The sequence below is a fragment of the Streptomyces lothianensis genome (genome assembly GCF_047779955.1).
Classification (GTDB): Bacteria; Actinomycetota; Actinomycetes; order Streptomycetales; family Streptomycetaceae; genus Streptomyces.
Genome location: NZ_JBLMKT010000049.1, coordinates 183,084 through 196,721, shown reverse-complemented (window position 1 = coordinate 196,721; position 13,638 = coordinate 183,084). Strand labels below are relative to the sequence as shown.

General features: G+C 69.8%; 16 protein-coding genes and 5 tRNA genes. 16 read left to right on the top strand and 5 right to left on the bottom strand.

The features are described 5' to 3' along the window. Positions 1–62 precede the first annotated feature (62 nt). From ACLF6P_RS18345 to ACLF6P_RS18320, 6 genes are all read left to right on the top strand, one after another. Positions 63–803 carry an HAD family hydrolase gene (locus ACLF6P_RS18345; protein WP_415951532.1) on the top strand — a complete coding sequence of 247 codons (741 nt, stop codon included), beginning with the start codon at positions 63–65 and terminating at the stop codon, positions 801–803. An 85-nt stretch (positions 804–888) separates the two neighbouring features. Next, positions 889–960: transfer RNA gene (locus ACLF6P_RS18340), tRNA-Gln, on the top strand. A 40-nt stretch (positions 961–1,000) separates the two neighbouring features. Then, positions 1,001–1,073: transfer RNA gene (locus ACLF6P_RS18335), tRNA-Glu, on the top strand. A gap of 62 nt (positions 1,074–1,135) precedes the next feature. After that, positions 1,136–1,208, top strand: a tRNA-Glu gene (locus ACLF6P_RS18330). 22 nt (positions 1,209–1,230) lie between these two features. Further along, positions 1,231–1,302 (top strand) — tRNA-Gln (locus ACLF6P_RS18325). 28 nt (positions 1,303–1,330) lie between these two features. Next, positions 1,331–1,403 (top strand) — tRNA-Glu (locus ACLF6P_RS18320). Between the two features lie 130 nt (positions 1,404–1,533). Here the strand turns inward: ACLF6P_RS18320 and ACLF6P_RS18315 are convergent. Beyond that, the gene (locus ACLF6P_RS18315) at positions 1,534–2,175 is read right to left on the bottom strand and encodes a MerR family transcriptional regulator (RefSeq protein ID WP_415951530.1); all 642 of its coding nucleotides are present in this window, start codon (positions 2,173–2,175) and stop codon (positions 1,534–1,536) included. Positions 2,176–2,291: 116 nt separating this feature from the next. On the opposite strand from ACLF6P_RS18315, the gene ACLF6P_RS18310 reads away from it, so the two are divergent. Continuing rightward, a complete protein-coding gene (locus ACLF6P_RS18310) occupies positions 2,292–2,777 on the top strand; it encodes a DUF4188 domain-containing protein (protein WP_415951529.1) in 486 nt (161 codons plus the stop codon). Between the two features lie 180 nt (positions 2,778–2,957). Here ACLF6P_RS18310 and ndgR read toward each other — a convergent pair whose 3' ends face one another. Then, positions 2,958–3,674, bottom strand: a complete 717-nt coding sequence (ndgR, locus tag ACLF6P_RS18305) for an IclR family transcriptional regulator NdgR (protein ID WP_415951527.1) — start codon at positions 3,672–3,674, stop codon at positions 2,958–2,960. A gap of 187 nt (positions 3,675–3,861) precedes the next feature. Between ndgR and leuC the strand changes: the two genes are divergently transcribed. From leuC to ACLF6P_RS18280, 5 genes are all read left to right on the top strand, one after another. Further along, on the top strand, positions 3,862–5,295 hold the full coding sequence (leuC, locus tag ACLF6P_RS18300; protein WP_415951525.1) for a 3-isopropylmalate dehydratase large subunit: 1,434 nt from the start codon (positions 3,862–3,864) through the stop codon (positions 5,293–5,295). A gap of 6 nt (positions 5,296–5,301) precedes the next feature. Next, positions 5,302–5,895 carry a 3-isopropylmalate dehydratase small subunit gene (gene leuD, locus ACLF6P_RS18295; protein WP_415951524.1) on the top strand — a complete coding sequence of 198 codons (594 nt, stop codon included), beginning with the start codon at positions 5,302–5,304 and terminating at the stop codon, positions 5,893–5,895. A gap of 251 nt (positions 5,896–6,146) precedes the next feature. Next, the gene (locus tag ACLF6P_RS18290) at positions 6,147–6,392 is read left to right on the top strand and encodes an SCO5555 family protein (RefSeq protein ID WP_415951523.1); all 246 of its coding nucleotides are present in this window, start codon (positions 6,147–6,149) and stop codon (positions 6,390–6,392) included. Positions 6,393–6,540: 148 nt separating this feature from the next. Continuing rightward, the gene (locus ACLF6P_RS18285; protein WP_415951522.1) at positions 6,541–7,221 is read left to right on the top strand and encodes an HU family DNA-binding protein; all 681 of its coding nucleotides are present in this window, start codon (positions 6,541–6,543) and stop codon (positions 7,219–7,221) included. A gap of 109 nt (positions 7,222–7,330) precedes the next feature. Continuing rightward, a complete protein-coding gene (locus ACLF6P_RS18280; protein WP_415951521.1) occupies positions 7,331–7,534 on the top strand; it encodes a hypothetical protein in 204 nt (67 codons plus the stop codon). Here ACLF6P_RS18280 and cofC read toward each other — a convergent pair. Next, positions 7,506–8,207 carry a 2-phospho-L-lactate guanylyltransferase gene (gene cofC, locus ACLF6P_RS18275; RefSeq protein WP_415951520.1) on the bottom strand — a complete coding sequence of 234 codons (702 nt, stop codon included), beginning with the start codon at positions 8,205–8,207 and terminating at the stop codon, positions 7,506–7,508. The genes ACLF6P_RS18280 and cofC overlap by 29 nt on opposite strands. A gap of 200 nt (positions 8,208–8,407) precedes the next feature. Between cofC and ACLF6P_RS18270 the strand changes: the two genes are divergently transcribed. From ACLF6P_RS18270 to ACLF6P_RS18260, 3 genes are all read left to right on the top strand, one after another. Beyond that, entirely contained in the window at positions 8,408–9,289 is an 882-nt protein-coding gene (locus ACLF6P_RS18270) for a lysophospholipid acyltransferase family protein (protein WP_415951519.1), read from the top strand. Beyond that, positions 9,286–10,296 carry an NAD(P)H-dependent glycerol-3-phosphate dehydrogenase gene (locus ACLF6P_RS18265; RefSeq protein ID WP_415951518.1) on the top strand — a complete coding sequence of 337 codons (1,011 nt, stop codon included), beginning with the start codon at positions 9,286–9,288 and terminating at the stop codon, positions 10,294–10,296. The genes ACLF6P_RS18270 and ACLF6P_RS18265 overlap by 4 nt, the downstream gene beginning before the upstream one ends. Before the next feature lie 71 nt (positions 10,297–10,367). After that, entirely contained in the window at positions 10,368–11,561 is a 1,194-nt protein-coding gene (locus tag ACLF6P_RS18260) for a D-alanine--D-alanine ligase family protein (RefSeq protein ID WP_415951517.1), read from the top strand. A gap of 62 nt (positions 11,562–11,623) precedes the next feature. On the opposite strand, the gene ACLF6P_RS18255 is transcribed toward ACLF6P_RS18260, so the two are convergent. Next, positions 11,624–12,106, bottom strand: coding sequence for a DUF3515 domain-containing protein (locus tag ACLF6P_RS18255; protein ID WP_415951515.1), 483 nt, complete (start codon positions 12,104–12,106; stop codon positions 11,624–11,626). A 20-nt stretch (positions 12,107–12,126) separates the two neighbouring features. Then, on the bottom strand, positions 12,127–12,360 hold the full coding sequence (locus ACLF6P_RS18250) for an Lrp/AsnC family transcriptional regulator (RefSeq protein ID WP_037933238.1): 234 nt from the start codon (positions 12,358–12,360) through the stop codon (positions 12,127–12,129). A 296-nt stretch (positions 12,361–12,656) separates the two neighbouring features. On the opposite strand from ACLF6P_RS18250, the gene ACLF6P_RS18245 reads away from it, so the two are divergent. After that, positions 12,657–13,631, top strand: a complete 975-nt coding sequence (locus ACLF6P_RS18245) for a thiamine-phosphate kinase (protein ID WP_415951514.1) — start codon at positions 12,657–12,659, stop codon at positions 13,629–13,631. Positions 13,632–13,638: the final 7 nt, after the last annotated feature.

Sequence of the window (13,638 nt, the reverse complement as noted above, 5' to 3'; positions counted from 1 at the left end):
CGCACGCAAGGGCCCGGAAACCGTCACGGCGGTTTCCGGGCCCTTCGCGTACGTTCGACCGTATGGAGACCGAAACAGCGAGCCGGGAGGCCGCGGGGCCCTCGGTGGTCAAGGCCGTCGTCTGGGACATCGACGACACGATCTTCGACTACGCGAGCGCCGACACCCTCGGCATGCGCGCCCACCTCGACGCCGAGGGTCTGGTCGGCCGGAGCCTGGACGACTGGAAGCAGGCAACCCGCGAGCACTGGGCGCGGTTCGAGGCGGGGCTCGTGGACTGGGAGGGGCAGCGCAGGGACCGCGTGCGGGCCTTCACCGGGTGTGAGTTCAGTGATACCGAGGCCGACGGCTGGTTCGAGCGGTATCTCGGGCACTACGAGGCCGCCTGGGCGCTCTTCCCCGATACCGTCCCCGCGCTCGACGCCCTGGCCGGCAGTCACCGGCACGCCGTGCTCTCCAACTCCTCGCTCCACAACCAGGACCGCAAGCTCCGCGTCCTCGGTGTGCGCGACCGCTTCGAGGCCGTGCTGTGCGCGGCCGAACTGGGCGTCGCCAAGCCCGAGGCGGCCGCCTTCCACGCCGTCTGCGAGGCGCTGGGGCTCGCGCCGCACGAGGTCGCCTACGTGGGGGACCAGCCGGACACCGATGCGCGCGGCGCCGTCGAGGCGGGCCTCAAGGGCATCTGGCTCGACCGCGCGGACCGCGGCGGGCGGCCCGAACTGCTGCGCATCACAGGGCTTGCACAGCTCCCGGCGGTGCTCGCGGGCGATACCCGTTTTGGTGGGCCGGACACCTTCGGGTAATGTTCTTTCTGCGCCGCCCGACGGGCCCCGGCCCGAAAGAGGCGCAACACACAGAACAAGATCCCTACCAGGGATTGCGTTTTGGTGGCCTATGGTGTAATTGGCAGCACGACGGTTTCTGGTTCCGTTAGTCTAGGTTCGAGTCCTGGTAGGCCAGCTCGCAGAGCTCATCTGCATCGCGGATCCAGATCCGCAAAGCCCCCGTTGTGTAGCGGCCTAGCACGCTGCCCTCTCAAGGCAGTAGCGCCGGTTCGAATCCGGTCGGGGGTACAGATCCTTCCCGCGAGGACGGTACGGGTAGCTCCCGCCGACCACGATGCAGGATCGCTAGGGCCCCCGTTGTGTAGCGGCCTAGCACGCCGCCCTCTCAAGGCGGTAGCGCCGGTTCGAATCCGGTCGGGGGTACTGAGGTGGTCTAGACCACCAGTGGGCTATGGTGTAATTGGCAACACGAAGGTTTCTGGTTCCTTTGTTCTAGGTTCGAGTCCTGGTAGCCCAGCGCGGTACCGCGCCAAGCGGTATAGCACGCCCCCGTTGTGTAGCGGCCTAGCACGCCGCCCTCTCAAGGCGGTAGCGCCGGTTCGAATCCGGTCGGGGGTACGTGACGAGAAGGGTCCATCCCGTAAGGGTGGGCCCTTCTCGCGTTTCCCGTGCGCGGCACGCGTTCCCGAGAACCTCACGCACACTCGGGAACATGCGCACTCTCGGGAACATGCGAGCTCCCGCGAACTCACGCGCCCTTGAAGCGTCGCCCCGACTCGTCCGCCTCCGCGAGCCGCCGCAGGCTCAGCAGTACGGGCTCGTAGAGCACGGTGAGCGCGACCGCCGCCTCCACCCGTTCCTCCTCGGGGAAGCGCGCGACCAGGTCGAGGTCGGCCACGGCCAGCTGGCTCACGGCGCGGGCGTGCGGCAGCAGTTCGCCGACTCCGCAGGGGTATCCGAGCCGGGTCAGCGCGGCCACCGCCGCCAGCAGCGTCCCGTACGCGGGTGAACTCGGCCCGCAGCCGCGGGAGTCGTCCCAGCCCAGCTGCTCGAAGAGCTTCGCCACCTCGTGGCGTGCCGTCTCGGTCGCCGGGTCGTCCGTGTCGGGCGGCGGCGCCTGCGGGAGTGCTTCGACCGCCACTCCGATCCGGTCGTGCTGGTCGAGGGACGCGTCGTCGAGTGCGGCGAGGACCTCACGGGTGGTGCCCACCGGCACCTTTCCCACCTGGGTCAGCGCACGCACCAGCCGCAGCCGGCGCAGATGCTCCTCGCCGTACTCGGCCTGGGTGGCGCTGATGCGGCGGCCGGGCTGCAGCAGGCCCTCGCGCAGGTAGTACTTGATCGTGGCCGACGAGACGCCACTGCGCGTGCTCAGTTCCGCGAGCTTCATGACCCCTTGCGCCTTCCATTGGAGAGTGTCACTATCCAATCATGGATAGTGACGCTATCCAATGAGCGCGTCGATGGCTGGCGCCGACGCGAGCACTCCACTAGGAGGGGACCCTCATGAGTACCGAAGTGATCAGGGAACGCAGGACCGCCGCGACCGAGGGCGAGGTCGTCGTCTTCCTCATCGGGATGCGGATCAACAAGATGCGCAAGGTGGGGAGTTGGCTGCCCGTCTTCCGTGCCATGCCGGGCATGCTCCGCGAGCTGTCGCAGGACAAGGAGTCCGGGCTGCTCGGGTACCGGGTGATGCTGGGCGGGCCGCGGCTCTTCACGCTCGTGCAGTACTGGGAGTCGAAGGACAAGCTCCTCGCGTACGCCACGGACACCGGCAAGGAGCACCGGCCGGCCTGGACCGCGTACAACCGCAACGCACGCAAGGCCGAGGGTGCGGTGGGGATTTGGCACGAGACCTATCTGGTCCCGGCGGGCCGCCACGAGAGCATCTACGTCAACATGCCGGAGTTCGGTCTCGGCGCCGCATACGGCACTCAGCCGGTCGCCCGTCGCGGGGACCGCGCGGCCGACCGGCTGAAGGTGGCTTGAGAGTCAGGGGGTCTTGAGAGTCAGGAGATCTTGAGGGTCAGGAGATTCTGTGGGAAGCGCGGGCGCCCATGGACGGTGGGGCGCCGACTCGGAGGGTCCGCCGCGGCGTTGAGGCGGACCCTCCGTACGTGAACGGAAGGCTCCGGTCCTGCGTACCTGAGGCCGTCGTGGCCGGAGGGCTCAGGCCGAGCGGCGCAGCGCCTCGGAGAGCCGGGCGGCCGCGTCGATGACGGCCTGGGCGTGCATCCGCCCCGGATGCCGGGTCAGACGCTCGATCGGCCCGGAGACCGATACGGCCGCGACCACCCGGTTCGAGGGCCCGCGCACCGGCGCCGAGACCGAGGCCACGCCCGGCTCGCGCTCACCGATCGACTGGGCCCAGCCCCGGCGCCGTACGCCCGAGAGGGCCGTCGCCGTGAAGCGGGCGCCCTGCAGTCCGCGGTGCAGGCGCTCGGGCTCCTCCCAGGCCATCAGGATCTGCGCGGAGGAACCGGCCTTCATCGTGAGCGTGGAGCCCACCGGGACGGTGTCGCGCAGGCCGGAGAGCCGCTCGGCCGCCGCCACACAGATGCGCATATCGCCCTGCCTGCGATAGAGCTGGGCGCTCTCGCCCGTCACATCGCGCAGGTGGGTCAGGACCGGGCCCGCGGTCGCGAGCAGCCGGTCCTCGCCGGCCGCCGCCGCGAGCTCGGCGAGCCGGGGGCCGAGAATGAAACGGCCCTGCATGTCACGCGCCACCATGCGGTGGTGCTCAAGGGCCACGGCAAGGCGGTGTGCCGTGGGTCGTGCCAGTCCGGTCGCCGCGACCAGCCCTGCGAGGGTGGCCGGACCGGACTCCAGGGCGCTCAAGACCAGTGCCGCCTTGTCGAGAACGCCGACGCCGCTAGAGTTGTCCATGCGTCGATACTCGCGTCTCACTCTGTGAAACGCAAGTTCAATTTTCCGTGGAACTTGTCACCCTGTACGGACCACGGCCCGCAGACCGTACGGGCCCGACGGCCGACGTCCGGCGCGTGGGGAGCGGACGTGGACGTCACACATCTCTAGGTGAGCCGGACGCACAACGCCGGCCGGAGGGAAAGCGATGGGTAGGACACTCGCGGAGAAGGTCTGGGACGACCATGTTGTCCGGCGCGCCGAGGGCGAGCCCGATCTCCTCTTCATCGATCTGCACCTGCTGCACGAGGTGACCAGCCCACAGGCCTTCGACGGTCTCCGCAAGAGCGGCCGGGCCGTGCGCCGCACCGACCTCACCATCGCGACCGAGGACCACAACACCCCCACCCTCGACATCGACAAGCCGATCGCCGACCCCGTCTCACGGGTGCAGCTGGAGACCCTGCGCAAGAACTGCGCGGACTTCGGTGTACGGCTGCACTCCCTCGGTGACGTGGAGCAGGGCGTCGTCCACGTGGTGGGACCGCAGCTGGGCCTGACCCAGCCCGGCACCACCGTGGTCTGCGGCGATTCGCACACCTCCACCCACGGCGCCTTCGGCGCCCTGGCCTTCGGTATCGGCACCTCGCAGGTCGAGCACGTACTCGCCACCCAGACGCTGCCGCTGGCCCGCCCGAAGACCATGGCCATCACGGTCGAGGGCGAGGAACTGCCCGAGGGCGTCACCGCCAAGGACCTGATCCTGGCGATCATCGCGAAGATCGGCACCGGCGGCGGCCAGGGCTACATCCTCGAATACCGCGGCCCGGCCATCGAGAAGCTCTCGATGGAGGCCCGGATGACCATCTGCAACATGTCCATCGAGGCCGGAGCCCGCGCGGGCATGATCGCCCCCGACGAGACCACCTTCGAGTACATCAAGGGCCGCGACCACGCCCCCGGGGGCCAGGACTGGGACGCCGCCGTCGCGTACTGGAAGACCCTGAGGACCGACGAGGACGCCGTCTTCGACGCCGAGGTGGTCATCAGGGCCGAGGAGCTCGCCCCGTTCGTCACCTGGGGCACCAACCCCGGCCAGGGCGCGCCCCTGTCGGCCGACGTCCCCGACCCGGCTTCGTACGAAGACGCCTCGGAGCGTCTGGCCGCCGAGAAGGCCCTGGAGTACATGGGCCTGGAGGCCGGGCAGCCGCTGCGCGACATCAAGGTCGACACCGTCTTCGTCGGCTCCTGCACCAACGGTCGCATCGAGGACCTGCGGGCGGCCGCCGAGGTCGTCCAGGGCCGCAGCATCGCCGACGGCGTACGGATGCTGGTCGTCCCCGGCTCGGCGCGCGTCGGACTGCAGGCCGTCTCCGAGGGCCTGGACCAGGTCTTCAAGGACGCAGGCGCCGAATGGCGGCACGCGGGCTGCTCGATGTGTCTGGGCATGAACCCCGACCAACTCGCCCCCGGCGAGCGCTCCGCGTCCACCTCGAACCGCAACTTCGAGGGCCGGCAGGGCAAGGGCGGCCGCACCCATCTGGTCTCCCCGGCGGTCGCCGCCGCGACCGCGGTGCTCGGCCATCTGGCCTCGCCCGCCGACCTGTCCGAAGCCGAAGCCCGCACGCCCGCTGGAGTCTGATCAGCCATGGAAGCATTCACCAAGCACACCGGCCGGGCCGTCCCGCTGCGCCGCGGCAACGTCGACACCGACCAGATCATCCCCGCGCACTGGCTGAAGAAGGTCACCCGGGACGGCTTCGAGGACGGCCTGTTCGAGGCCTGGCGCAAGGACCCCGAGTTCGTCCTCAACCGTCCCGAGCGCCAGGGCGCCACCGTCCTGGTCGCAGGCCCCGACTTCGGTACGGGCTCCTCGCGCGAGCACGCCGTCTGGGCGCTGCAGAACTACGGCTTCAAAGCGGTCGTCTCCTCCCGCTTCGCCGATATCTTCCGCGGCAACTCGCTCAAGAACGGCCTGCTCACCGTCGTACTCGACCAGAAGGTCGTGGACGCCCTGTGGGAGCTGACCGAGCGCGACCCGCAGGCCGAGATCACCGTCGACCTCGAGGAGCGCCAGGTCCGCGCCGAGGGCGTCACCGCCGACTTCGAGCTGGACGAAAACTCCCGCTGGCGGCTCCTGAACGGCCTCGACGACATCAGCATCACGCTGCGCAACGAGGAGGACATCGCCTCCTACGAGGCGCGTCGCCCCGCCCACAAGCCGCGCACCGTCCAGGTGTGATGCGCCATTCGGGCAGCTGAGCCCGAGAGTTTTTCCGAACCGCGGTCTGCGTGCAGACCGCGGTTCGGTGCTTTCGGCCCCGGTGGCGTCAAGTCCTCGCCCACGAAGGCGAGTTGTCGCTCCGCCCCCGACGCGCCCCGGCTGCCGCGCCTGGGGCGACTTCGGGCGTACGGCGGGCCCGAAGTCCCCTTCTGTGCGGCACGCTGAGACCTCGTGAGGCGACAACTCAGGCCAGATGGCACAATCGGTGCATGGACTGCGAACGCCAACTCGAGCTCTACGGCGAGGTCGCGGACCAGCTGAAGGAGGCGCACCGCAGGGTGCGCGCACTGCAAGTGCCGGAGAGCGTACGGATGGCGCTGACCCGGAAGCTGCTGGTCATTACGGCCGCGGCCAAACACGATCTCGCCGATGCGGCAAGGCGCCTTGGTCGGTTCATGGACGAGCTCGAAACAAGGGCCCTGGACGAGGGCGAGCCCGAGGACGGAAGTTCCTGACCCCCTCGGCGTACTGCCGTTGAAGCTCCAGTTCGCTGCTGCGGGTGGGTGATTCGCCCGTTTCGTGTTTGATTTGCGGTATATATCTGCCTAACGTGCGAAAAAGCCAGAACAGATTCGTTCCGGCAATGTCTCCGAAGGGGAAGACGTGAACAAGGCGCAGCTCGTAGAAGCGATTGCCGACAAGCTCGGCGGCCGCCAGCAGGCCTCCGACGCGGTCGACGCCGTCCTTGACGCCATCGTCCGCGCCGTGGTCGCCGGTGACCGCGTCTCGGTCACGGGCTTCGGCTCGTTCGAGAAGGTCGACCGTCCGGCCCGTTACGCCCGCAACCCGCAGACCGGCGAGCGCGTCCGGGTCAAGAAGACCTCGGTGCCGCGTTTCCGTGCGGGACAGGGCTTCAAGGACCTCGTGAGCGGTTCCAAGAAGCTCCCGAAGAACGATGTCGCGGTCAAGAAGGCCCCCAAGGGCAGCCTTTCCGGCGGCGCCTCGGCGACGGTCAAGAAGGCGGCCGCCAAGAAGGCCACCGCGAAGAAGGCGGCGGCGAAGAAGACGGCCGCGAAGACCACGGCCAAGAAGACCGCCGCGAAGAAGACCACGGCCAAGAAGACCACGGCGAAGAAGACCACGGCCAAGAAGGCCACCGCGAAGAAGACCACGGCCAAGAAGGCCACCGCGAAGAAGACCACCGCCAAGAAGGCGGCACCGGCCAAGAAGGCCACGGCGAAGAAGACCGCCCCCGCCAAGAAGGCCACCGCGAAGAAGGCGCCGGCCAAGAAGTCCGCGGCGCGCAAGACCACCGCCAAGAAGGCCACCGCCAGGAAGAAGTGACGGACGGCGGCACACGGCGGCACACCCTTCGCAGGGCTCGTTCACGCGCCGGGCCGGTCCCCCCACGGGGGACCGGCCCGCGGTGCGTGCGGGGCGATACGCTGCGACCATGCAGGCCACCGCGTACACCTACGATCCCGAGACCCACAGCGGAAGTGTGCTCCTGGACGACGGCACACCCGTCGACTTCCCCGCCGAGGCCTTCGAGGCCGGCGGCCTCAGGCTGCTCCGCCCAGGTCAGCGCGTACGCATCGAGACCGAGGGGGAAGGCGCGCAGCGGCGGATCACGCTGGTGACTCTGCAGACCTTCTGAACTCCTCCGCGGACCTTGTGAACAGCTCCGCGCTGCGCGGCCCGAGGCCGAGCCGCCGCGCGGCCCGCAGGTCCGCCCAGGTGTCCACGTCCCTGCGCACGCTGTCCACCCCTCCCGGCCCCAGCTCCACCGCCCCCGATGCGGTGTGCCGGGCGCGCGAGGCGCCGCCGAAGGCCGGGGCCAGTTCCGTGCCCGGCCGCGCGGAAAGCAGCGTCGTACCGATTCCGGCGGCATCCGCCAGAAATGCGCGGGGGAATTGCGCGGCATTGTCGAGTACCCGGGCCAATTCGGCCGGGCGCAGCGCGGGCAGGTCCGCGTTGAGCGCCGCGACGGCCGCTTCGGGCCGCTTCGCCCGGATCGCCCGCTCCCCGTGCGCCAGGGCGGCGTTCAGGCCGGTGCCCGGCTCGTCCGGCACGACCCGGGCGCCGAGCGCCCCCAGTTCCCGTCCGGCCAGCTCGTCGTCCGTGACGACCACCACATCCCGTACCGCCGCACAGGCCGCCGCGGCCGCCACCGTGTCCTGGGCGAACGCCAGCGCCAGCCAGGGGCGCAGGGGCGCGGCGACCCGCGCGGCGAACGGCGCCACGAGCCTGCTTTTCGCCCGGGCCAGCGGCTTCAGGGGTATGACCAGGGTCCACGCGAGCGGTGTGCTCCGGCCGTCGTCGATTGGCATCGCGCCCATTCTCGCCCGCGGGAAGAGGCTGTGGAGGCGGTGGGGTCGGGTGGTGGTGATGCCCGGTCCGCCAGGGGTGTGCGTACGAAGGTGGGCGTACGGTGTTCTCGACAGACCGGGGACCTGGGGCGACACTTGTGCGGCCGATGACCCGGCGTGCGTCACCCCAGAGCATCAGGTCCGTAGAGGAAGGTGTCCGAGTGCCCCGCCGCAATATCGGCTTCTGGTACCGCCTTGCGGCGGTCATCGCCAAACCGCCGCTGATTGTTCTCCTCAAGCGGGACTGGCGCGGGATGGAACACATTCCGGCCGAAGGCGGATTTATCACCGCGGTGAACCATAATTCGCACGTCGACCCATTCGCATACGCGCACTATCAGTACAACACCGGACGAGTGCCGCGTTTCCTCGCCAAGCACGGGCTTTTCAAGAGCGGCTTTGTCGGCATGATGATGCGCGGCACCGGACAGATCCCCGTCTACCGCGAGTCCACGGACGCGCTGAGCGCCTTCCGTGCCGCCATCGACGCCGTCGAGCGCGGTGAATGCGTCGCCTTCTACCCGGAGGGCACCATCACCCGCGATCCCGACCAGTGGCCGATGACCGCGAAGACCGGCGCCGCCCGGGTCGCCCTGCAGACCAAGTGCCCGGTGATTCCGGTGGCCCAGTGGGGCGCCAACGAACTGCTGCCCCCGTACGCGAAGAAGCCGAACCTGCTGCCGCGCAAGACGAGCCGCGTGCTCGCCGGTCCGCCCGTGGACCTCTCTGCCTTCTACGACCGGGAGATGACGCCCGACGTCCTCCAGGAGGCGACCGAGGTCATCATGCGCCACATCACGCAGCTTCTGGAGGAGCTGCGCGGCGAGCAGGCGCCCGAGAAGCCCTACGATCCGCGGCTCGCGCGGATCGAACAGCGCCGCAAGCTGGCGCAGGCCAAACGTGAGGCCGAGGCTGGAAGCGGTGGCGGTGGAAGTGGCGGTGGCGGTGGCGGTGAACGCGAAGGCGTGCGCGCGGCCGAGGGCGAACACGAAGGCGTGCACGCACACGAAGGTGAACGGGAAGGCGAGGGCGGGAAGAAGTGACTGCACCGGTGAAGGCGGCCGTCTTCGGCACAGGGTCGTGGGGGACGACCTTCGGCATGGTGCTCGCGGACGCGGGCTGCGAGGTGACCCTCTGGGGCCGCCGCCCGGAGCTCGCCGAGGCCATCAACACGAGGCACAGCAACCCGGACTACCTGCCGGGCGTCGAACTCCCCGCGGGAATGCGGGCGACCACCGACCCCGCCGAGGCCGCCGAGGCCGCCGATTTCACGGTCCTCGCCGTGCCCTCGCAGACCCTGCGCGGCAATCTCGCCGAGTGGGCCCCGCTGCTCGCACCCGACACCGTGCTGGTCTCCCTGATGAAGGGCGTCGAGCTGGGCTCCGCGATGCGGATGAGTGAGGTCATCCAGGACGTCACCGGGACCTCGCTCGACCGGGTCGCCGTGGTCTCCGGCCCCAACCTCGCCCGGGAGATCGCCGCCCGGATGCCGGCCGCGGCCGTGGTGGCCTGCCCGGACGAAGCGGTGGCCCAGCGACTCCAGAAGGCCTGCCACACCCCGTACTTCCGGCCGTACACCATCACCGACGTGGTCGGCTGCGAGCTGGGCGGTGCGGTCAAGAACGTGATCGGCCTCGCGGTGGGCATCGCCGACGGCATGGGACTCGGCGACAACACCAAGGGCTCGCTGATCACCCGGGGACTCGCCGAAACCACCCGGCTCGGGCTCGCGATGGGCGCCGACCCGCTCACCTTCTCCGGGCTCGCGGGCCTGGGCGACCTGGTGGCCACCGCCTCCTCGCCGCTCTCGCGCAACCACACCTTCGGCATCAACCTCGGCAAGGGCATGACCCTCGAGGAGACCATCGCGGTCACCAAGCAGACCGCCGAGGGCGTCAAGTCCTGCGAGTCCGTGGCCGATCTGGCCCGGCGGCACGGGGTCGAGATGCCCATCACGGACACCGTGGTGGACATCGTGCACAACGGGAAGCCGCCGCTGGTCGCGCTCAAGGAACTGATGTCGCGCAGCGCGAAGCCCGAGCGTCACTGACCGTGACATCGACGCGGGGTGCGCGCGGGGACTCCCTGGGGCGCGGTCACCCAAGGTAGTCTCGACGGGATATGAGCAGCGAGACCAGCCCCCAGAGCCCCACGGCTTCCGAGCCGCACGTCGATGCGGCCACCACCGGCCGGAATGTCCGCAAGCCGCGCGTGGCCGTCGTATTCGGCGGACGCAGCTCCGAGCACGGCATCTCGGTCGTCACGGCCGGTGCCGTACTTGCCGCCATCGACCGCGACAAGTACGACGTGCTGCCCATCGGCATCACCTCCGACGGCCGCTGGATGCTGACCGCCGACGAGCCCGAGCGGATGGCCATCACCGACCGCCTCGTGCCGAGTGTCGAGCAGGTCGTCGACAACGCCGAGGGCGGCGTGATCCTGCCCGTCGACCCCGCCAACCGCGAGGTCGTCTACACCGAGCCCGGCGCCGTGCCCAAGGCACTCGGCGAGGTCGACGTCGTCTTCCCGATGCTGCACGGCCCCTACGGCGAGGACGGCACCCTCCAGGGTCTGCTCGAACTCTCCGGAACGCCCTATGTCGGCTCGGGAGTTCTGGCCTCCGCGGTCGGCCAGGACAAGGAGTACATGAAGCGCGTCTTCACCTCCTTCGGCCTCGCCGTCGGCCCGTACACCGTGATCCGCCCCCGTCAGTGGGAGAGGGACCGGGCCGCCGTCCGCCAGAAGATCGCCGAATTCGCCGGCGAGCACGGCTGGCCGCTGTTCGTGAAGCCCGCCCGCGCCGGCTCCTCCTTCGGCATCACCAAGGTCGACAGCTTCGACGGCCTCGACGAGGCCATCGCGGAGGCGCAGCGCCACGACCCGAAGATTCTCATCGAGGCGGCGATCACGGGCCGCGAGATCGAGTGCGGCGTCCTCGAGTTCGAGGACGGGCCGCGCGCCAGCCTGCCCGCCGAGATCCCGCCGGTCACCGACCACGCCTTCTACGACTTCGAGGCCAAGTACATCGACTCGGCCTCCGGCATCGTGCCCGCCCCGCTGAGCGCCGAGGAGACCGCCGAGGTGCAGCGCCTCGCCGTCGCCGCCTTCGAAGCGGCGAGCTGCGAAGGCCTGGTGCGCGCGGACTTCTTCCTGACCGAGGACGGCTCGTTCGTCATCAACGAGATCAACACGATGCCGGGCTTCACGCCCATCTCCATGTACCCGCGGATGTGGCAGGAGAGCGGAGTGACGTACCCGGAGCTGGTGGACCGCCTGATCCAGGCAGCCCTGAACCGGCCGACGGGCCTGCGCTAGCCCGCACCATGGCAGCAGTTGGCGGGCCCCACCGACGCCGGTGGGGCCCGCCAACCGCTGTCTCAGGTCGGAATGCCTTCCGGCACCGTCTTCTTGATCACACGCCCGAGGTCCACGAGCGAACCCGCCCCCTGCTTCGCGTGCTCCGCACTGATCGAGACCTCGACATACGCCTCACGCAGCGCGCTGGTAAAACGGTACGAACCGTCCCCGGGCTCCTCCACCACCCAGCCCAGACCGTCGACCGTCGTGCTCGGCGGATCCGGATCCAGCATCTTCGCGGGCTGGGTGACTCCGCAGCGCAGTATGATCGCCGAGCCTCCCCACCCCGCGGTGAACTCCGAGTCAGGCTCGGGATCGCTCCGGTCGAGGCCGTCAAGACGATCGGGCAACGCCTTGTCCAGCTTGCGGCAGTGACCGGAGGTGCGGGCGTCGGGGGAGGGAACCACAGCCGTCACCGTGTCGTCCGTCCATGAACAGCCCGCGGCCAGAAGGAAGAGGCCGAGGGCGGGGAGCGGTAGGAGCCGGCGGCGGAAGAAGTTCACCGGCCAAGCGTAGACGGGGGCTACAAGTGCACGACCGGGCAGGTCAGGGTGCGGGTGATGCCGTCCACTTGCTGGACCTTGGCGACCACCATGCGACCGAGGTCGTCGACGGTGTCCGCCTGGGCACGGACGATGACATCGTAGGGACCTGTCACGTCCTCGGCCTGGATCACTCCAGGGATCTTGCCGATCAGTTCGGCGACGGTCGACGCCTTGCCGACCTCGGTCTGGATCAGGATGTACGCCTGTACCACGGAACCTCCAGGGCGGCCACGAGGATCATCGCGCCGAGCGCGGGGATCTTGCGGGGGAAAGGGACGCCACGGTATCGCGTTGCCGCATCCCGCGGGGAGACCCGCGGGATCCCGGGCCCCCACGCCGTGGTGGACGTACCCATGTACGCCACGGCATACGCACCCGCGTACGCCAAGGTGTACACATCTGCGTGCGCTTCGGCGCGCGCACCGGAGAAGTTGACGTATGCGTTGACGGTACCCGCGGCCGATGGGCCCCGCTACCGCAAGGGCACTGGCGCAGAAGGAGCGTTTCGATGAAAGGACCGCAGGGCACCGTGGGGGAGCTCGGGGAGTTCGGGCTCATCCGGGAGCTGACCTCCCGGCTCACGACCACACCGGCGGTCAGGATCGGCCCCGGCGACGACGCGGCCGTCGTGTCCGCGCCCGACCGCAGGGTCGTGGCCAGCACCGACATCCTGCTCGAAGGACGGCACTTCCGCCGCGACTGGTCCACGGCCTACGACGTCGGCCGCAAGGCGGCCGCGCAGAACCTCGCGGACATCGCCGCGATGGGCGCCGTACCGACCGCGCTGCTTCTGGGCATCGTGGTGCCGGCCGACCTCCCGGTCACCTGGGCCACGGAACTGATGGACGGCCTGCGCGACGAATGCCAGGTCGCGGGCGCGGCCGTGGTGGGCGGTGACGTGGTCCGCGGGGACACCATCACCGTGTCGATCACCGCACTCGGCGATCTGCGCAACCACGAGCCGGTGACCCGCTCGGGCGCACGTCCCGGCGACGTCGTCGCGTACACCGGCTGGCTCGGCTGGTCGGCCGCGGGCCACGCGGTGCTCTCGCACGGCTTCCGCTCCCCGCGCGCCTTCGTCGAGGCACACCGCCGCCCGGAGCCCCCGTACCACGCCGGTCCCGCGGCCGCCGGGCTCGGGGCGACCTCGATGACCGATGTGAGCGACGGGCTCATCGCCGACCTGGGCCATGTCGCCGAGGCCAGCAAGGTGCGTATCGACATCAAGTCGGGCGCGATCGACCTGCCTTCGCAGATGAACGACATCGGCCAGGCCGTCGGCGTGGACCCGCTGCAGTGGGTGCTCAACGGCGGCGAGGACCACGCGATGGTGGCCACCTTCCCCGCGGACGTGAAACTGCCCGCGCGCTGGAAGGTCATCGGCGAGGTGCTGCACCCGACCGCACTGCCGCAGGTGACGGTCGACGGCGCCCCGTGGACCAGCAAGGGCTGGGACCACTTCGGCTCGGGGATCGAGTCGTGAGGACGGA